Annotated in this window: 18 protein-coding genes and 1 pseudogene; 5 read left to right on the forward strand and 14 right to left on the reverse strand. The window is 55.9% G+C overall.

What is annotated here, in order from left to right:
• Window positions 1–48 precede the first annotated feature (48 nt).
• The 9 genes and pseudogenes from ACODS3_RS18335 to ACODS3_RS18375 all read right to left on the reverse strand — a co-directional run.
• Window positions 49–366: a hypothetical protein gene (locus tag ACODS3_RS18335; RefSeq protein ID WP_201019826.1), complete on the reverse strand. Its 318-nt coding sequence runs from the start codon at window positions 364–366 to the stop codon at window positions 49–51.
• Between the two features lie 140 nt (window positions 367–506).
• On the reverse strand, window positions 507–689 hold the full coding sequence (locus tag ACODS3_RS18340) for a hypothetical protein (protein ID WP_489035623.1): 183 nt from the start codon (window positions 687–689) through the stop codon (window positions 507–509).
• Between the two features lie 184 nt (window positions 690–873).
• Complete coding sequence (locus ACODS3_RS18345; RefSeq protein WP_025259170.1) at window positions 874–2,046, reverse strand: lactonase family protein; 1,173 nt, start codon at window positions 2,044–2,046, stop codon at window positions 874–876.
• 93 nt (window positions 2,047–2,139) lie between these two features.
• Window positions 2,140–2,424: a DUF5629 family protein gene (locus tag ACODS3_RS18350; protein WP_025259169.1), complete on the reverse strand. Its 285-nt coding sequence runs from the start codon at window positions 2,422–2,424 to the stop codon at window positions 2,140–2,142.
• Between the two features lie 154 nt (window positions 2,425–2,578).
• Window positions 2,579–3,103 (reverse strand): hypothetical protein, encoded by a 525-nt coding sequence (locus ACODS3_RS18355; RefSeq protein WP_489035625.1) that lies wholly within the window; start codon window positions 3,101–3,103, stop codon window positions 2,579–2,581.
• Window positions 3,104–3,535: 432 nt separating this feature from the next.
• Window positions 3,536–4,075 (reverse strand): hypothetical protein, encoded by a 540-nt coding sequence (locus tag ACODS3_RS18360; protein ID WP_236249347.1) that lies wholly within the window; start codon window positions 4,073–4,075, stop codon window positions 3,536–3,538.
• 39 nt (window positions 4,076–4,114) lie between these two features.
• The gene (locus tag ACODS3_RS18365) at window positions 4,115–5,935 is read right to left on the reverse strand and encodes an alpha/beta fold hydrolase (protein ID WP_304575206.1); all 1,821 of its coding nucleotides are present in this window, start codon (window positions 5,933–5,935) and stop codon (window positions 4,115–4,117) included.
• Window positions 5,936–5,995: 60 nt separating this feature from the next.
• Complete coding sequence (locus ACODS3_RS18370) at window positions 5,996–6,859, reverse strand: methyl-accepting chemotaxis protein (protein WP_374063456.1); 864 nt, start codon at window positions 6,857–6,859, stop codon at window positions 5,996–5,998.
• Window positions 6,854–7,672, reverse strand: a pseudogene (locus tag ACODS3_RS18375) (HAMP domain-containing protein); the annotation flags it as partial. The pseudogene ACODS3_RS18375 and the gene ACODS3_RS18370, both read right to left, overlap by 6 nt.
• 215 nt (window positions 7,673–7,887) lie before the next feature.
• Between ACODS3_RS18375 and ACODS3_RS18380 the strand changes: the two are divergent.
• The gene (locus tag ACODS3_RS18380; protein ID WP_025259164.1) at window positions 7,888–8,256 is read left to right on the forward strand and encodes a PH domain-containing protein; all 369 of its coding nucleotides are present in this window, start codon (window positions 7,888–7,890) and stop codon (window positions 8,254–8,256) included.
• A gap of 72 nt (window positions 8,257–8,328) precedes the next feature.
• On the opposite strand, the gene ACODS3_RS18385 is transcribed toward ACODS3_RS18380, so the two are convergent.
• Together ACODS3_RS18385 and ACODS3_RS18390 are read right to left on the reverse strand one after the other, a co-directional pair.
• Complete coding sequence (locus ACODS3_RS18385; protein WP_304575205.1) at window positions 8,329–8,787, reverse strand: SRPBCC family protein; 459 nt, start codon at window positions 8,785–8,787, stop codon at window positions 8,329–8,331.
• 27 nt (window positions 8,788–8,814) lie between these two features.
• Entirely contained in the window at window positions 8,815–9,384 is a 570-nt protein-coding gene (locus ACODS3_RS18390; RefSeq protein ID WP_489035628.1) for a TetR/AcrR family transcriptional regulator, read from the reverse strand.
• Between the two features lie 68 nt (window positions 9,385–9,452).
• On the opposite strand from ACODS3_RS18390, the gene ACODS3_RS18395 reads away from it, so the two are divergent.
• The 3 genes from ACODS3_RS18395 to ACODS3_RS18405 all read left to right on the forward strand — a co-directional run bounded on the left by ACODS3_RS18395 (window position 9,453) and on the right by ACODS3_RS18405 (window position 12,400).
• Window positions 9,453–10,331, forward strand: coding sequence for an MBL fold metallo-hydrolase (locus ACODS3_RS18395; protein ID WP_201019834.1), 879 nt, complete (start codon window positions 9,453–9,455; stop codon window positions 10,329–10,331).
• Between the two features lie 33 nt (window positions 10,332–10,364).
• Window positions 10,365–11,366: an alpha/beta hydrolase gene (locus tag ACODS3_RS18400; RefSeq protein WP_489035630.1), complete on the forward strand. Its 1,002-nt coding sequence runs from the start codon at window positions 10,365–10,367 to the stop codon at window positions 11,364–11,366.
• Window positions 11,367–11,557: 191 nt separating this feature from the next.
• A complete protein-coding gene (locus ACODS3_RS18405) occupies window positions 11,558–12,400 on the forward strand; it encodes a hypothetical protein (RefSeq protein ID WP_489035632.1) in 843 nt (280 codons plus the stop codon).
• Window positions 12,401–12,477: 77 nt separating this feature from the next.
• Here ACODS3_RS18405 and ACODS3_RS18410 read toward each other — a convergent pair whose 3' ends face one another.
• The 3 genes from ACODS3_RS18410 to ACODS3_RS18420 form a co-directional block, all read right to left on the reverse strand.
• Window positions 12,478–13,011 carry a BRO-N domain-containing protein gene (locus ACODS3_RS18410; protein WP_489035634.1) on the reverse strand — a complete coding sequence of 178 codons (534 nt, stop codon included), beginning with the start codon at window positions 13,009–13,011 and terminating at the stop codon, window positions 12,478–12,480.
• Between the two features lie 540 nt (window positions 13,012–13,551).
• Window positions 13,552–15,747, reverse strand: coding sequence for an OsmC domain/YcaO domain-containing protein (locus ACODS3_RS18415; protein WP_489035636.1), 2,196 nt, complete (start codon window positions 15,745–15,747; stop codon window positions 13,552–13,554).
• Window positions 15,748–15,902: 155 nt separating this feature from the next.
• On the reverse strand, window positions 15,903–16,841 hold the full coding sequence (locus ACODS3_RS18420; protein WP_489035638.1) for an AraC family transcriptional regulator: 939 nt from the start codon (window positions 16,839–16,841) through the stop codon (window positions 15,903–15,905).
• Window positions 16,842–16,985: 144 nt separating this feature from the next.
• On the opposite strand from ACODS3_RS18420, the gene ACODS3_RS18425 reads away from it, so the two are divergent.
• Window positions 16,986–18,071: an aldo/keto reductase gene (locus tag ACODS3_RS18425; protein ID WP_201019840.1), complete on the forward strand. Its 1,086-nt coding sequence runs from the start codon at window positions 16,986–16,988 to the stop codon at window positions 18,069–18,071.
• The last annotated feature ends 22 nt before the right edge of the window (window positions 18,072–18,093 follow it).

Below are 18,093 nucleotides of genomic sequence, written 5' to 3' on the forward strand. Positions count from 1 at the left end.
CTCCTACCCAAACCGTGTGGGAGCGAATTTATTCGCGAACAACCCGAATCACGACGCGCGTTCCTGTGAGTCCGCAGCCACGACCACAGAAGGTGCAGCCGATTCATAGGTGCGGGTTTTAAGCTGGGGGTTCATGCTGGTGATGGTCACTACAGCAATGAAAACCACATAAAGCGAAATCGCGATATACGCGCCTTGTTTGATTGAACCCAGAATGGCAGTGGCCATGTTTACTGCTCCATAATGTTTTGCATGGCCAACAGGATCGTCGATATCCACAACATTGAAAAACCATAGGTATGCATAGCCACTATCAGTTTTCTTGATGAGTGGAAAATAAAAGCTCAACCCAGGATAAACACCCACGCATAAAAATCCCCCGTCACTCATGAAGTAACGGGGGATTCGGTGTAAGCCCAGTCCACAGTAGATGCATGGTCTGCCACGCAATGGGCAGTGGTCGCAAAAACCTGTGTGAGCCAGTGAAAACCGTGGTCGTTCAGTGCTTACTGCGCGGTCTTGTGGTCCAGCGCGGCATAGAAGTTGGCACTTTGTTGCAGGTATTTTGGAGTGTAAGTCTGGGTGGCGTGGGCTTTATTGTCGCTGACTTCAACGCTGGCGCTGGCAGGGAGAACAACAGATGCCGAAATAGCCGATGCTGCAATGATGGAAAAGATATTGAAGTTCATGTCGTTAACCCTCGGTGGTCTTTTATATATGCACGCTTGGATTCAAGTGGTGGCCGTTCTGGCCGTGACTCAAACTTACGCCCGAGGCTGCTCATTCAAAAATCTTTTATGCCACTAACTCATATCATCTGGATTAATAGTTGCTCAAGCCCACGTAAACCACGGGCTTGAGCCTTGGAGGCAGTCAATCGCGAGACAGGAAATGCAAATCCGAAGGCGAGTCGAAATCGATTTTCTGCACCGTATCACCCAGCATTCCGCTTTGCGGGTCGCGGCGAACCGTCACGATCTGGTTGCTCTTCTGGTTGGCGATCAGCATGAATTTGCCACTGGGGTCGAAGCTGAATTCCCGTGGCTCCGTACCTTCCACCGAGCGACGCTGTAGCTCTTCAAGCTTGCCCGTGGTCGGATCGATCCGGAAAACCAGCAATTGATTGGCTTCACCCCGATTGGCGACATACAGAAAACGGCCATCGGGCGATGCATGCAAACCACCGGCACCATTGCGTTGTTGCACGCCCTGATTTTTCAGATCGACCAGTTGGGTCTGCTTGAACTCGCCATCCAGATAATCAAGCACCGCGACCTGAGCCGACATTTCCAGAACCAGCCAGGCATGCTTGCCTTCACGACTGAACAGGATATGCCGCGGTCCGCTACCGCCCGGCAACTGCACCGAAGCAGTACTGGCCGGCTGCAAAGGCCTGGCCTGACTGGCGTCATAGCGGTACACGAACAGTTTGTCGGCGCCAAGATCGGCAGCAACCACATACTTGCCATCGGGCGTAGGAACCGCCGCATGCACATGGGAAGACATCTGCCGCTCCGGGTTGACCTGGCTGGCAGCATTCGGCCCGGCAGACTGCACAACGTCCTGAAGCTTGCCATCCTTGCCGATCGGCAATACAGCCAAAGACCCGCCAGGATCGGGCTGTACCGCATAGTTGGAGACAAACAGATAACGCCCATCAGGGCTCAGGCTCGAATGCGTAGGCTCGTCGCCCTTGCTCTTGACCTGATTGAGAGGCGTCACCTGATGGGTCTTGGGTGCGATGGCAAAACTGCTGACCTTGCCTTCCACATCACTCTGCCCTGGCCCGTTCTCGTTGACCGCGTACAAGTAACGCCCGTCCTTGGAGAGGGTCAGCCAGGAGGGATTTTCGGCACGGATCACCTGACGCGGTGCGGGATCGATCTTGCCCGTCTGGCTATCGAAGCCGAAACGGTAGATGCCTTCGCTCTTGCCCTGGGTGTAGGAACCCACCAGCAAATCGGTATCGGACATGGTTTGGGCCTGTACGGGGAAAACACTGATTGCACTGGCAAGCGCCAGCCACGGCAGAAACGCAGGAGTCATGGGGGCATTCCTTTTCTTGTTCAAATTATGGGTGCCGGCTTAGCGACAGTCAGGGCTATGACAGGCTATCGCTCATGTAGTTTTGCGGGAGAATCAATCCAGCTCGCTTTCATCCTCATCATTGGGGGTGAACGCATCGAGGCAGATGATGCGGTGATCGGCATTGCCATCGTTGACGACCCAGCTTTGCAGGCTTTCATCGAAGGACGCCGCCTGAATCTGCGCCAGGCTGAAACGCCATACCTTGCGCTCGCGGCCATCCATGCATTCGATATTCAAATCATCGCCCAGAGAGAACTCCCAGGCGTGAAGCCCATCGATTTCCAGCATCGTAGAAGCTTGCAGGGCGGCCAGCAGGGTGGTGGGTGTGGTTGTCATGAGGGATCATCGGCCTTTGTAAAAGGGCGAATGATAGGGCAATACCGATGGGACGGCTATGAACATGCCGTGAGGCACGGAGACACACTTCCGGTTCCGTATCTCCGACGTCTGCCTTCTGGCACTTTTTATTCAAGATTAATACCCAGGTCTTCTATGCCACAGGTTTGATGACTCCATTATCAATCGAAGCCACCTTATTCATAGGCACTTTTATTATCTGCCCTGGCGAAGTGATACTATCCAAAACAGCCAGATCCGCTTCATAATCAACCAACTTAAGTGCAGCATGCTGAGGCTGTTGAGTTCCACAGAAATAACCAGGAATTATAAGCTCAGTGCCCTCAGGAATTCGAGAGAATGCAGTATCCATATCAAGCCCTAGACCATGCGACCACTCGTTATACCACTCTGTACCCGTCCAGGCAACAACACTCTGATGCCCTATTAATTCCGACCCAATAGAACGTGCACCCCACACTTCATCTCCATTGACACGTACGATTTTATCCACAGAAACAGTATAAACTTTTCCTTTATAAACCTTATCCAATATGCCGATCGTCTTTTTGGCAACATCAACCGACTTCAGCTCACCCTCGTATACAAAGCTCACACTCCCCGATTTTTCCTCCACCCTGAATATAGAACCCGGCGCAGCCTTGACAAACGTATCCATTAAACTTTCCATTGTGCCATCTCCTATGACACCCCTACTCACTCTTTACGGTAGCAGTATTTTCTCGTCACTTAATGGCACCAGACAGAGTCGCTAGAATACTTTCAGGTTTAAACTACCCGTGTTATATCCAAACAGTTGACGAGTCTCTTCCTTCACGATTCAAAAACACCGCCCCCTCGCCTGCTTATCACCTTACACTCTAATTTTCAGCATCGATATTCAATATCTCGATTGATGCATGGCTATAATCGGGTCAGATCAAAACCACATAAGAACTGAGCCCCAGCCCCTTGTCCCCCCGGATTTCGGGATCACTGATGCTCACGGGGATCAACCGCTCGATCAACGTCCAAAAAAGAGAGAGACAGTGGCGGCTCAATATTGCGCCACTGCTTGCCGAACTTGCATTTCTATAGTGACAGTTGAAGCTCAATAAACACGATCCTCCTGCTTCAGGACATAGATACGCCTTATCGTCCAGAGAGAGATCAGTAGCAGGATCAGTGTCAGTGATAGCCCACCGGACAGGATGTAAAAATCCGGACGGTAAGTGTGCAACTCGGAAGCAATCGCGTTTTTCCCGGTAAACCAGCTCGAATAAACCAGAGAGATGGCGTCTCCCACCTCATAGTGAGTATTTTCGTCATAGCGCGGATCGAAGTATTGATCGTCGTGAGCCTCGCCTTCCTCATCCACATACCGATAATGGATTATTTTGCCCATACTGTTTCGGGGAATATTTTCCAGCGCTTTTACACTCCCCGAGACCTGGACGGCACCAAGCTGCATGACTGCATAAGTCGATCCTTGATGCCGAGCCAGCGAAGCCAGAAACAGAATCGCGCAACAGGCAAAGGTAAGCAGAATGACTCGATTGAACAGATTATCTTTTTCAGCTTCGCGCGGATAAAACATCAAACATTCCTTCGTCGTACCAAAGCGGTCAAGAGCATTGATTTCGGCAGCCAATGCGCAAACTTGAGGCTTTGGTACATCACTGAAGGGTTTCTACAATCTGGTAACTGCCAGCCAGATCAAAACCACGTAAGAACTGAGCCCCAGCCCCTTGAGCAACCCTCGGGTTTCGGGGTCACTGATGCTCACGGGGATCAACCCCACGATCAACGTCCAGCCAAAGTAAATAAATAAGAGTATCAGCCCCCAGACCAGGTAAGGCATTCGTCCCAGAAACTCGACAATGGCATTACGTCCAGATACTGAGTTGATGATTTTTTCTGTATCGAGCGTGCCCTTCAGAACAAACCTGGCAATAAAATCCCACTCCTCTTCTTTGATACCAGCGTCGTGCTGCCCCTTCAAATATTGAACCTGAAATAAACCATTCGAGTTCTTGAAAGCTTTGAACCCATCGTGGCCAGCACTACCGAGATCCTGCCAACCGAAAACCTGAAAAAGTTTAGGAAAAAAGGCGACGACCCAATCGGAAGTGGCAACAAGGTTGAGCACATTTTTCACTCTGGGCTGATTGGCATCAAGAAGCTTCTCCCAGTCGTACCCGACCCGGACAACGCTGCCTGCAAAAACCACATTTTTGAATTTACAGCATGGATACAACTCCAGAGCTTTGGCGATCAGGTAAGTGCCGTTGCTATGTCCGACGTAAGAAAACTCGGCATTGGGGTAGCGCGCCAAGGCTTCTGTGTACTGATCCATCAACCATTCCACTTTATTGCGGCGATACCATGGCAACAGGAACGGAAGCATTGGAAAGTAGCCATAGCTGGAGGTTTCCGTAGCCCACTCACATGATGCCAGGACGGCGTTAGGTGCCGTGGCTTCTTTGGCAGCCAGAGTCCTTACCCTTCTGGCGATTTTCTGCGTCCAGAACCCTTGATCCCGAATACCGTGAATGACAAACACAACGTTCTCTATGGCAGGATTCTCCACAAAAAACTTCTCATCCGCCGGAATAACTTCTAATCCGCGTAAAGACTCCTTAGACGAACTCAATGCCTGCTTTAGGACTGCTTTACGATCAAATCCATACTGTAGATCCTGCAAGTCCACCACATCGGCATGGCCTGAAAATGGCACATCCAGATAAATGAAATCATGCCCGGAAACAAGATCCAGATTATCTTGCGGCGATACAACATCATCCCGAGAGCCCAGCAATTGTACTATCAGAGTCTCACCGGGAAACGTTGGACGCTTCAGCCACTGAATTCTCAGTTGAGTAATGAACTCAGCCCCTCGTCTGAGCTTGAAAATCAGAAGCCAGCGCCGGGTGAAAAACCTGATGATATAGGCCATCACCAGACCAAGACGCCAGCCAATTGCATGTAGAGGGCTCAAGTGATGGGAGATCTGCCAGCCTCGATTCATCCCCGCAAGCAGCACAATGCGCGTTACCAATGGCGCCCAGGTTCGCGCCGATAGCAGTCCATTTTCACTCTTGAAGCCTTGCTGGTGATAAATCGGCTCAAAAGGTGCTTTGGAGGTTTCACCACAGGCAGCGACATAAAGCTTACGGCCAATGACACCGCCTACACTGTGCCCAACAATCACTATTGATGTGAAAGGGCTGCCTTCATGACTAGCCAAGTCGACCAGCTCATCGACACCAACAAGCAGGCTGCAAACAATTTCATCGGGATCGACCCGTGAGAAAAGGCCTGTAGGAAGTTCTGGACACCAGATTCTTGCTTTGGGCCAAAGCTCTTGAATTGAATCGGAAACAGCCTTGAGACTCGAGGCCTGTCGTAGATAGGCATGAAGCAGTACGACCAAGCGACCCTCCCCCGAACAGTTGTCCGACAGAGTCATGTTCAACTCACTCGTAGAGGCGTGCTCTTCTTTAACGATCATGTCGATATCCCTATCCTTACAATCCATCCAGATAAATTGAAGCCAAAGAGCTTCCCTGACTCAAAGCCGAAACCGATCCACCGACTGCGATAACTGCCCCGCCAGCGCCGATAAGTCATCGGTCGTCCCCGCCGTCTGGCCAATGACTCTGCTATTGCCTTCGGACATGTTGGCGATCATTTCCACCTGATGAGCGATTTCGTTGCTGGCCAGGCTTTGTTCGCTGATGGTGCGGCTGATGTCGTTGACCAGTTGGGTCGTGCTCAGCGTGGCTTCGAGGATTTCGCGGATGGCGCGTTCGACTTCGGCGGTGACGGCCATGCCCTTGTCGACCTGGGCAACGCCCGCTTCCATGCTGGTGACGGCTTCGCGGGTGTTTTGCTGGATACGCGAAACCATGCTGGCAATTTCCTGGGTGGAGGCGCTGGTGCGCCCGGCCAGGCTTCTGACTTCGTCGGCAACCACCGCAAAGCCACGTCCCTGCTCTCCGGCGCGGGCGGCTTCGATAGCGGCGTTGAGGGCGAGCAGGTTGGTCTGGTCGGCGATGCCCTTGATCACCTGGATGATGTTGAAAATGCCCTCGGACTCTTCATCCAGATTGCGGATCACCTGGGCCGATTGCTGCGAAGAACGGGCAATGCCTTCCATATCGCTGACCACCTGATGAATCACTCGACCACCATTTCTGGCCAGAGCTTCGGCCTGGTTGGCCATGTTCAGAGCACGCTCGGCATGCCGGGTGATTTCTTCGATGCTGGCCGTCATTTCACTGGCCGCTGCAGACATGGTGCTGGCTGCGGTGCTTTGCTGCTGGCTGCTACCCGCCACTTCATGGCAGCCGCTGCTCAGTTGCTGGCTCATGTCGGTGACGCCGTGGGCATTGCGGCGCACCACTTCGATCATGCCTCGCAAGTCGCGCTGCATGGTGGCCAGGCTGCGAATCAGCATGCCCGCTTCGTCTTGTTGCCGGGGCTCGGCGATGGATTCGCTCAGGTTGCCATGGGCGATGCTTTCAGCGATCCGGCTGGCGGACTGCAACGGCCCCATGATGCTGCGGATAACCCAGAGCCCCTGAACGACCAGCAATATCAGGCTGGCGACGAGTACAACACCAAGGGTGAGGTTGGCATTGCTGCTGGCTTGTTGAGTTTCTTCGCTGGTCTGTTGCGTGCTGCTTTCGATGACCTCGCTCAGGCTGGCCATTTCGTCTTCAAGCTCGCCGAACGCCTTGTTGAAGAAGCCCAGTTCCTTTTGTGCGCTCTCAGGGTTGTCGAGGGCCAGCCCGACAATTCTTTCGCCAGCGGCAATGTAGGTTTCGAGGCTGGGTTTGACCTTGTTCAGGCCTGCCTTGATGGTTTCATCGACCGGCAGCTTGAGGTTTTCGTCGAGCACTTTACGAAAGAGTGCGGCATGTTCGGCAATGGAGCTTCGCACCTCGTCTTTGGTGCTGTCGCTCTTGCCCAGGCCAACCAGCATGGCCGAGAGCACATCGGCGCGCAAAGCGTCATGCATCATGTCGGCTTCAAGATGGTTGCGCAGCGCGGTCATGCTGACCTCGTTGTCCTCCATCGCATGGGCCATCCGGACATTGCCCACATAACTGACCAGACTCATGATCAGGATGGCTAGCACACCGGTCCCGATAAGCAGAAGCAAACGTAGTTTTATAGACACCCTGCCGTCCTCTTGTGGTCCTTCAGATAGATACAAACGTAGCTCTAGATGGGTTGTCGGCACGCTCGCCGGGTTAGTTAAGACTATTTGCAGGTTTTCGCTGATTGGCTACCGATACTGGCTGCATCCGGGCGTCCGCAACCGCTCTGCCACACTCATTGAAGACACATCCAGCCAGAAAACAGGCATAGTGCTATCCTCGGCGCGGCATCCACAGTCAGCCTGCTGGCAGATGCCCGAAGGCCTGAAAACACACATTTGAAGACAGGGATAAAGGGATGATTGACTTCAGTAACAAAGGTTTCTTCAAGCTGAAGCAGAACAGCGAATACGCCGAGCGTGTGACTGAACTTCTGCTGGAAGGCGAACAGATCATCGATTCCTATAAATCGTTGCGCGATGGCGTGGTTTTCACCAGCAAGCGAATCATTGCGGTCAACGTGCAGGGCATCACCGGCAGCAAGAAGGACTTCACGTCCCTGCCCTACAAGAACATCGTCGCCTATTCCGTGGAAACCTCCGGGACCTTCGATCTGGACTCCGAACTTGAGGTCTACTTTTCAGCGCTGGGTAAAGTGAAATTTGAATTCACCGGCAAGACCGAGATTGTCGAGATTTCAAAAATCATTTCCAGGCACATCTTCTAAACTCGCGACCTGCTCAGCGCTAGTTGATCGTTCCATCTCCAGTAGACAGGCACGATCAACATCCACCGGTTTTCAATCCCTGCTCCGCAAATACTCCGCCATCGCAGCAAAGCGCCGCCGGGTTTCGTGCTCGAACAGTCGGTTGACCAGAGGATCGAGGACTCGGCCCAGCCAGCGTGGGCGCATCTGGATTCGGAAGGTGTAAATCAGCTCCGAGCGTTCGTCATCAAGGTCGCGGTGCTGCATCGATGCAGCCCAGCCCTCGAACCAGCCCGCAGGCTCAACCAGCACGGCAGCCGCTACCTTGCCCGGCTGATAATTCACAAATCGAGTGCGCATGGCGAAAAAGCGTTTCCAGCCGCGCCCCTGATTGAAGGTGATCGCGCCCACATAGGGATGGCTCCCGCCGCCTTCCACTTCAGCCCGCGATAGCAAGCTGTCCCAGCACATTCGTACATCATGGTCGTGGAAGGCCTCAAAAGCGTCGGCGGCGCTGGCTGGCATGATCATCCTGATTCGGTTTTGCCGCATTTTCTGCCTCTGATGATTACGCTTTGCTTACCCGACCAGACGCTGGACGATGCTCACCAGTCGTTCACCAACCTTCTGAGCATCGCCCCGGCTTTGCGCCGCCAACTGCGCGCCGTCGAGCACAAACAGGATTTCGCTGGCGGTGCCTTCCGGGTCCGTCAGACCTGCCTCGGTACACAGCGCAATCAGACGCTCGCTGAGGTCGCGTGAGTGAGCTTCAATCACAGCTCGCGCAGGATGCTCCTTGTCCGGCAGCTCGGCGACCGAGTTGGCGAAACAGCAGCCTCTATCGGCATCGGCGGCCAAACGACTGGCAATGAACCGAGCCCAGCCCAGCAACTGGGCCTTGGGATCATCGGGGTGTTGCACCTTGAGTTGGTCCAGCACATCGGCATAGGCCAGGGACTCCAGTCGCAACCATTCGGCAACCAGCGCGTCCTTGTTCGCAAAGTGCCGGTAGATCCCCATTTTGGTGGTGCCTGCATGGGCGGCGATAGCCTCCACGCCGACGCCACGAATCCCGTCTCGATAAAAAAGCTCATCGGCGGCGAGCAGGATTCTCTCCCGAGGCGGCAATTTCTGACTGTCTCTTTTCATGAGTCACCCTTGACTATGATACCGACCGGTATCAACATGATACTGATCGGTATCAGCGAGATATTAACATGAACGCCAAGCACTACACATTTGGCTCGACCCACATCACCCGCGTCAGCGAAAAACTGTTCGACGCCTTTGCGCCCAATGCGCTGTTGCCGGACTGGGACAACAGCGCCATTGACCCGCAGCGCTCATGGCTGGTGCCCGATAGCCTCACCGCCACAGGCCAGAAGGTGATCATCAGCGTGCATACCTGGGTCATCAAGACGCCGCAGTATACGGTGCTGGTCGATACCGGCGTCGGCAATGGCAAACATCGTCCTGCACTGCCCATCTTTCACCAGTTGAACGAGCCCTGGCTGGAACGCCTGGCGGCTGCCGGGGTAACCCCCGAAGAGGTCGACTACGTACTGCTCACCCATTTGCACACCGACCATATCGGCTGGAACACTCATCTGGTGGATGGCCAGTGGGTGCCGACCTTTCCCAATGCCAGGTATGTGTTTCCAGAGGTTGAGTATGAGTATTTCGTCAATGGCCCCGGACGTCAGGCCATGGGTTATCAGGCCTTTGTCGACAGCGTGCTGCCGGTGATCGAATCCGGTCAGGCACTGATGATCGGAGCCGAGGGCGGGCCGTTTCTGGAGGACTTCCACTTCCATCCGACCCAAGGCCATAGCGTGGGCCACATGTCCATCAGTTATCAGCACGATGGCAAGACGGCCATGTTTGGCGGCGACGTCATGCATCACCCCATACAGGTTTCGCAACCGCTCTGGGCTTCCTGCTTCTGCGGCCTGCCAGAGGCCGCCAATCGCTCACGGCAATGGTTGCTGGCGTTTCTGGTTGAGCACGACGCCCTGTATTTCAGCTCCCATTTCGCTGGCACCTCGGCCGGGCGTGTCAAACGCCAGGGCGACGGTTACAGCTGGCACTTTGAATAATCCGCCCTTCACTCATCGCACAAGGACACTGCCATGACTGCACCTCACCTCGCGCCCACCCTGAACGTCAGGACGTTGGACCCCGGCGCCGCGCGCGTGGTTGCCCTGATGCGTCAGGCCTCTGCTGCCACGGGCGAACCGACTCCCGAACAAGCCCGGGCAGCCTTTCGCAGCAGCCGCCAGGCCCTTGCGGCAGCGCCTGTGGAAATCGTTGCCGTTGAAAACCTGAGCACACCAGGCCCGGGCGGCGAGATACCTTTGCGTCTCTATCGCGGGGTCGAAACCAGCGAGGGCGAAAATCTGCCTGCCCTGATGTTCTTTCACTCGGGTGGCTGGGTCGTCGGTGATCTGGATACCCATGACGGCGTTTGTCGGCAACTGGCCCTGCTGGCTCGCTGCATCGTGATCGCAGTGGATTACCGCCTGGCGCCAGAGCACAAATTCCCTGCGGCAATAGAAGATGCCTTCGCAGCTCTGGATTACGTCCGGGCACAGGCCGCGCAACTGGGCGTCGATGCCGAACGTCTTGCCGTCGGCGGCGACAGCGCCGGTGGCAACATCGCCGCTGTCCTCGCCTTGATGGCGCGGGATGCAGGCTACCCGCCGTTGGTATTGCAGGCACTGATCTACCCGGTAACCGACTTCCATGGCGTTCATCGCTCCCAACAACAATTGGCCATGGAACCGCCGCTGACAGCCGCCACACTGAACTGGACCAAGGCTCAATACCTGCGCAACGATGCCGACCGCCTGGACTGGCGAGCGTCCCCGTTATTGGCCGAAGACCTCAGCGGCCTGGCTCCCGCCTTTATAGTGACCTGTGGCTGCGACCCTCTCGAAGACGAAGGCCGCGCCTACGGCAAACGCCTGCATGAAGCGGGTGTCACAGTGACCGACAGCCACTTTGCGGGGCAGATCCACGGGTTTATCACCATGGGCCGCCTGATCCCGCAAACCACCGAACTGCTGGCACAGATCGCCGGGGCGCTGGATGCCGCGTTTCATAGAGGGGCCGAGCAGAGCTTTGGACAGTAGGAGATCACCCGCCGCCTTGGCGCCGCGCTGTCGCGCAGCAAACAGAGGACGGTGGAGCGCGCTTGCTCTGAACAGGCAAAAAAACCCTATTTCCATCACAAGAATGAATCCCGCAAATCCTGAATCCTGTTTGGCACCAAGGCTGCTAGGCTAACCAGTCAAGTGCCGTTTCCCCAACATGGATGACCGGGATGTCGTACCAACGCTTGTTTTATCATCCTGTCTGCTTGTGGCTGATGGTGCTGGCAGCACTTTTTCCCGCCAGCATCGTGACGTGGGGATTGTTCTGGCAGCGACTTGGCCTTGGTAACGGCATGACGCTGACAGCGGCAGCGTTGCTAATGATGCAGGGGATTATCTGGGCATCCGCGTTTGGCATTCGGTCTTATCGGATAAATTCCGGCAATCGCAAAGTCTGGCTCAGAGCACTCACGATACCGGCCATCGCTCACGGCGCACTGTTGATGATTGGCGTATTAGCGTCCTCAGCACCTATGACCTACAACACGTTTCTGTTGGGTGGACCGATCCTGGCTTGCGGCTATATATGGATGCTGGTGCGTCAATCGCAAACATGGCAACCGCCCCGCCCAGTGCCCTCGCCCCGACGTAAATGGCAGTGGCGATCAATGCCAGCACGCGCCCTGGCAGTGGTGACTCTCGCAAAACTGCCCTTGCCTCAACCCAATGACCGGCAGACGGTATTTACTCTGGTGTATACCTCAGCCATTGGTTTGGTCGCTACCGCAGTTGTTATTCACGGGATCGCAACCAATGACCTGGTGATCGTGAGCAAGCGAGGCTCATTCCATGTCAGCGGGACCGAAATCATACCGTATGCCATCATTTATATTTGCCTTGCGTTGATCTGCATATCGGTCGTAGCCGGTCACCGTGATGAACGGCCCAATGCTCATTTTTACAGGCGGTTTCGCAGCACTCTGTCGTGGATAACAGGAATCCTGCTGGCCTATACGGTTTTATCAAACCTCGTACGCCTCATCGCGGCGATTGTTGCGGGAGCAAACCGCTAACCAGCTCAGGACATCACGATCAGCCAATGCCGATTGATCGCCCCCACCTCTCCAGCCGGAACGATCAACTCATCACATCAAGCAAAAAACGACCAACGCCGACACAGCAACCGCCGCCACCAGGACCCGGTCACAGCCTCGGACTGCACCTGAACCAGCTCCGGCAAATCCCGCAACTTCACCCACAGCTCCCCATGCCATTGCAGCGAACTCAGGGCATTGCCCTGCCAGCGCATCTGGTAAAGCAGAGGTTGATCGGTTGTATCTGCAGCATCCAGAGCTGGCAAGACTTCCTGCGCCAGCCAGCGGCGCAGTGCGCGGTTCTCCGGGACGTAGTGATGCACCAGCATCGCAAAGACGCCCGATTCGCTGATCATCAGACATTTTGCCCAATTGCCGTGGGTCAGCAGCCAGACCGTGCGGCGTTGGTCGATATCGAGTTTGAGGGTGGCGCGTTCGTCCAGTTGCTTGCCCATCAGCCGGGCCAGATCCTGCAAGGGAAACCAGACCTGGGCATCGAGCATCACGGCGCGCAGCATGCGGTGATGGCGGATGAAGATGGTGGGCTCGAAGTGGTCGGTGCAGGATGGTGAGGGGTATGGAAGGTCCATGGGGGTAAAACTCCTTTGGGGAATTAACCACCCGATACGTCGCTAAACGCATTTGGGTGGCGACTGTACGACGGTTAGCGAACCGGCCCCAAAGGCACACCGGCAGACCCTAAGGTCTCCGACGCACAGCCGCCATAACGCATGCCTCAAGCATAAAGCTCGCTTGAAGCAGGTTGTGTAGCACTGCTGTGCCTTTGATTCGGATCGCTAAACCCGGCCGCTGATTTTGCAGCGACGCCGCACCTTAAATCCCCGAATCGACACATACAAGCGGTCAGGATTTTCTAGGAAATTTCACTCAAGGGAAAGGGAAGAAACCATGCGACTGAGCTAATAAGGCGCACATATCACTTTGTAGGAGGCAGCTTGCTGGCGAAGACTGATGTGAAGACGCCGCCTATATGCGCACTTCACTGCTGCTATCGCCAGCAAGCTGTTCTGGTCAGGTTTTGCCAGACACAAGATTTGTGAAATCAGCCTCTTGACTGACGGGCATCAGGCCAAGGACTCTCCCGCGGGATTGTGACGTTAACGATGCACTCAGCGATTCACCTTCGCCCGCGCCGCATGCAGTTTCTTGTAGCTGTCGATCAAACGCTGGTGTCTGTCGAGGCCTTCCAGCTTCATGCTGGTCGGCGTCAGGCCGTAGAAGCGGACGCTGCCGTCCATGGAGCCCAGCACCGCGTCCATTCGCTCATTACCGAACATGCGACGGAAGTTGACCTCGTAGTCCTCCAGCGCCAGCTCTTCGTCCAGTTCCACTTCCAGTACCACGTTCAGGGCTTGATAGAACAAGCCGCGCTCGACGGTGTTGTCGTTGAATTGCAGGAAGGCTTCTACCAGTTCTTTCGCCTCTTCAAACCTCTGCAAGGCGAGGTAGATCAGCAGTTTCAGCTCAAGGATCGTCAACTGGCCCCAGGCCGTGTTGTCATCGAACTCGATGCCGATCAAGGTAGTGATGTCGGTGTAATCGTCCAGTTCGCTGTCTTCCAGGCGCTTGACCAGCTTTTTCAGGCTGGCGGCGTTCAGGCTGTGCAGGTTCAGGATGTCGGCGCGGAACAGCAGCGCCTTGTTGGTGTTATCCCAGATCAGGTCTTCCAGCGGATAGATCTCGGAGTAACCCGGCACCAGAATCCGGCAGGCCGATGCACCCAAGTGCTCGTACACCGCCATGTACACTTCTTTGCCCATGTCTTCGAGAATGCCGAACAGCGTCGCGGCTTCTTCGGCATTGGAGTTTTCGCCTTGGCCGGAGAAATCCCATTCGACAAATTCGAAGTCGGATTTCGCACTGAAGAAGCGCCACGACACCACACCGCTGGAGTCGATAAAGTGTTCGACGAAGTTATTGGGCTCGGTCACCGCATGGCTTTCAAAGGTCGGCTGCGGCAGATCGTTCAAGCCTTCGAAGCTGCGGCCTTGCAACAATTCCGTCAGGCTGCGCTCCAGTGCCACTTCAAAGCTTGGGTGCGCGCCAAACGAGGCAAACACGCCACCGGTACGCGGGTTCATCAGAGTGACGCACATTACCGGGAATTCGCCGCCCAGCGAGGCGTCCTTCACCAGAACGGGGAAGCCCTGCTCTTCCAGGCCCTGAATACCGGCCAGAATGCCAGGGTATTTCGCCAACACGTCCTGCGGCACATCCGGCAGGGCGATTTCACCCTCCAGAATTTCGCGTTTTACTGCCCGCTCGAAGATTTCCGACAGGCATTGAACCTGCGCTTCGACCAGCGTGTTACCGGCACTCATGCCATTGCTGAGGAACAGGTTTTCGATCAGGTTGGAGGGGAAGTACACAACTTCGCCATCCGACTGGCGCACATACGGCAGCGAACAGATGCCGCGCTCGACGTTGCCGGAGTTGGTGTCGTAGAGATGAGAGCCGCGCAGTTCGCCGTCAGGGTTGTAGATTTCCAGGCAGTACTCGTCGAGGATTTCCTCCGGCAGCGCATCTTTACGGCCTGGCTTGAACCAGCGCTCGTCCGGGTAATGCACGAACTCGGCATTGGCGATGTCTTCGCCCCAGAACTGATCGTTGTAGAAGAAGTTGCAGTTGAGTCGTTCGATGAACTCACCCAGCGCCGACGCCAGCGCACCTTCCTTGGTCGCACCCTTGCCATTGGTAAAACACATCGGCGATTGCGCGTCGCGGATATGCAGCGACCAGACATTGGGCACGATATTGCGCCACGAGGCGATTTCGATCTTCATGCCAAGGCCCGCCAGGATGCCCGACATATTGGCGATGGTCTGTTCCAGCGGCAGGTCCTTGCCCGCAATGCAGGTGCCCGCTCCCGAAGCCAGGCTCGGCATCAGCAAAGCCTGAGCATCGGCGTCCAGGTTCTCGACTTCTTCGATCACGAACTCCGGCCCGGCCTGCACCACTTTTTTGACCGTGCAGCGGTCGATGGAGCGAAGGATGCCCTGACGGTCCTTGGCGGATATATCGGCAGGCAGCTCGACCTGGATCTTGAAGATCTGGTTGTAGCGGTTTTCCGGATCGACAATGTTGTTCTGCGACAGGCGAATATTGTCGGTGGGGATGTTGCGGGTTTCGCAGTACAACTTCACAAAGTAAGCCGCGCACAAGGCCGATGAGGCCAGGAAATAGTCGAACGGACCCGGTGCCGAACCATCGCCCTTGTAGCGGATAGGTTGATCGGCAACCACCGTGAAGTCGTCGAACTTGGCTTCAAGTCGGAGGTTGTCGAGAAAGTTGACCTTGATTTCCATGCGGGATTACCAGAATAGCGAGCAAACGATTGGCGGCCATTATCCGGTTTTTCAGCGGGAAGTCTTGCGCTTTGGCGGGCTGTGGTCGGGTTGCTTTGGGAGAGCGCAGGCAATATGGCCATGCAAGACACGTCAGACCATCAGACTCGCGCCACTCAACGCCAGGAAACGTCACCCACAGGAATAAGATGCAAGGCAGCAGATTCCCTCTGGACTGCACTGCGCAACCGACTGGCATCCCTGGCCGGTGACAAACCGAACATGCGGGCATAGTCCCTACTGAACTGCGAAGGGCTTTCATAGCCCACCCGGTAACCGGCACCTGCCGCATCCAGCGCTTCGGCCACCATCAAGCGACGGGCCTCCTGGAGCCGCAACTGGCTGCGAAACTCCAGCGGGCTCATGGAGGTGACGGCCTTGAAGTGCGCGTGGAAGGTAGAACGGCTCATGCCTGCGATATCGGCGATGTCATCAATGCGGCAGGTTTCGCTGTAATGGCTGCGCAGCCAGGCAATTGCCTTGGCAATCTGGCTCAGACGGCTGTCGGCTTTGGCCAGTTGTCGAACCACACCATTACCGCTGCTGGTCAGCAGCCGGTAAAGGATCTCGCGAATCGTCAGCGGAGCCAGTGCTTCGATATCGTCCGGGGTATCCAGCAAAGCGGCCAGCCTTGCGGCGGCGTCCAGTAGTTCGGGGGTTGTGTCGTTGAGTTCGATGCCTGCGGCAGGCAGGCCGCTCGTTCCGTCGGGAGCCGGGTATCGCAGGACGAGGTCGCTCAGCACAGTCATGTCCAGGTCGAGAACAAGGCACAGATAAGGCGCCGTCTCGCTTGCCTCGATCACCGAGCCCGTCACGGGAATGTCCACGGAGGCAACGAGGTATTTGGCCGCATCGTAGACATACGAAGTGGTTCCAACCACCACTTGCTTGCGGCCCTGGGCGATCAGGCAGAGCGTCGGCTCATAGACCACAGGCATCGGAATGGTCGGCGCGCCCGAGCGGACCAGGCTGACGCCGGCAATCGGCGTTGAATGTATGCCGTCAGTCGGGGAGTGACGACTGATGAGATCGACCAGCTTTTCCAGAGAGCCCATGCTTGCTCCTTTGAAAGTCAGGATTATTGCGTACACGGATAATCATGCAAGGACTCAGGACAATCCGGCTACAGGCAGGCGCGCCACTGAATGCAGACTCATTCCCTACAGGTTTCAGGTTCCACTTTCTGTGAGGAGTTCAGTATGTCCACTATTTCAGCACTCGACCATTACCGCCTGCTCGGACGATCAGGCATGCGGGTCTCACCGCTCGCCCTCGGCACCATGACCTTTGGCTCTGACTGGGGCTGGGGCGCGGATGAAGCCCAGGCGCGGCAGATTTTCGATACGTACGTCGATAACGGCGGCAACTTCATCGATACCGCTGTCAATTACACCAACGGCGCTTCGGAACGCATCTTGGGGCAGTTTCTCAAGGGCAAGCGTGATCGCCTCGTAGTTGCGACCAAGTACACCATGGCCCGCGACCCTGGCGACCCCAATTCGGGCGGCAACCATCGCATGAATCTGGTGCGCTCGGTGGAAACCAGCCTCAAGCAGCTCGACACGGATCGTATCGAACTGCTTTACCTACACGCCTGGGATTTCACCACCTCTGCCGACGAAGTGATGCGGGCACTGGACGATCTGGTGCGCAGTGGCAAGGTGCTCTACCTCGGGATCTGCAATACCCCGGCGTGGAAAGTCGCGGAACTGCAAACGCTGGCCGACCTGCGTGGCTGGTCACCCCTTGTGGCCTTGCAGATCGAGTACAGCCTCGTCGAACGCAGCGTCGAGCATGAGTTGATCCCGATGGCGCAGGCGATGGGCCTTGGCGTGCTGCCATGGTCGCCGCTGGGTGGCGGCATCCTGACAGGCAAATACAGCCGCGATGATCTGAGTCAGGCCAGCGAAGCGAATGTTTCGCCGACTCGCAAAGGCGTAATCAGCTCATCCGGGCATATGAATGAGCGCGCCTTGCAAATCGCTGCCGTCGTGGGCGATATCGCCAGAGAAATCGGTACGACGCCTTCCCGGGTGGCGCTGGCCTGGACGTTGCGCAATCCTGCCGTAGTTGCGCCGGTCATGGGGGCCAGAACCCTGGCTCAGGCGCTGGACAACCTGGCCGCGCTCAGCCTTCAACTGGATGACGAGCATGTGGCGCGCCTGGATCAGGCCAGTGCGCCCGAACCGATCTTTCCGGCCCGTTTCGTCTCCCGGCCGATGGTTCAGCAACTGATCTTTGGCGGGGCTCGCAGGCCGGATTTTGGCCCGTGGCAAGGGCGGTAAAAATCATCTGCCTGTAAACAGT

The sequence above is a fragment of the Pseudomonas sp. FG43 genome, from assembly GCF_057809175.1.

Bases quoted from the DNA above. Each gene is read 5' to 3' on its own strand.
- ACODS3_RS18340 (WP_489035623.1), bottom strand. From the start codon at position 689: ATGAACTTCAATATCTTTTCCATCATTGCAGCATCGGCTATTTCGGCA.
- ACODS3_RS18345 (WP_025259170.1), bottom strand. From the start codon at position 2,046: ATGACTCCTGCGTTTCTGCCGTGGCTGGCGCTTGCCAGTGCAATCAGT.
- ACODS3_RS18350 (WP_025259169.1), bottom strand. From the start codon at position 2,424: ATGACAACCACACCCACCACCCTGCTGGCCGCCCTGCAAGCTTCTACG.
- ACODS3_RS18355 (WP_489035625.1), bottom strand. From the start codon at position 3,103: ATGGATACGTTTGTCAAGGCTGCGCCGGGTTCTATATTCAGGGTGGAG.
- ACODS3_RS18365 (WP_304575206.1), bottom strand. From the start codon at position 5,935: ATGATCGTTAAAGAAGAGCACGCCTCTACGAGTGAGTTGAACATGACT.
- ACODS3_RS18370 (WP_374063456.1), bottom strand. From the start codon at position 6,859: ATGCAGCGCGACTTGCGAGGCATGATCGAAGTGGTGCGCCGCAATGCC.
- ACODS3_RS18380 (WP_025259164.1), top strand. From the start codon at position 7,888: ATGATTGACTTCAGTAACAAAGGTTTCTTCAAGCTGAAGCAGAACAGC.
- ACODS3_RS18385 (WP_304575205.1), bottom strand. From the start codon at position 8,787: ATGCGGCAAAACCGAATCAGGATGATCATGCCAGCCAGCGCCGCCGAC.
- ACODS3_RS18390 (WP_489035628.1), bottom strand. From the start codon at position 9,384: ATGAAAAGAGACAGTCAGAAATTGCCGCCTCGGGAGAGAATCCTGCTC.
- ACODS3_RS18395 (WP_201019834.1), top strand. From the start codon at position 9,453: ATGAACGCCAAGCACTACACATTTGGCTCGACCCACATCACCCGCGTC.
- ACODS3_RS18400 (WP_489035630.1), top strand. From the start codon at position 10,365: ATGACTGCACCTCACCTCGCGCCCACCCTGAACGTCAGGACGTTGGAC.
- ACODS3_RS18405 (WP_489035632.1), top strand. From the start codon at position 11,558: ATGTCGTACCAACGCTTGTTTTATCATCCTGTCTGCTTGTGGCTGATG.
- ACODS3_RS18410 (WP_489035634.1), bottom strand. From the start codon at position 13,011: ATGGACCTTCCATACCCCTCACCATCCTGCACCGACCACTTCGAGCCC.
- ACODS3_RS18415 (WP_489035636.1), bottom strand. From the start codon at position 15,747: ATGGAAATCAAGGTCAACTTTCTCGACAACCTCCGACTTGAAGCCAAG.
- ACODS3_RS18420 (WP_489035638.1), bottom strand. From the start codon at position 16,841: ATGGGCTCTCTGGAAAAGCTGGTCGATCTCATCAGTCGTCACTCCCCG.
- ACODS3_RS18425 (WP_201019840.1), top strand. From the start codon at position 16,986: ATGTCCACTATTTCAGCACTCGACCATTACCGCCTGCTCGGACGATCA.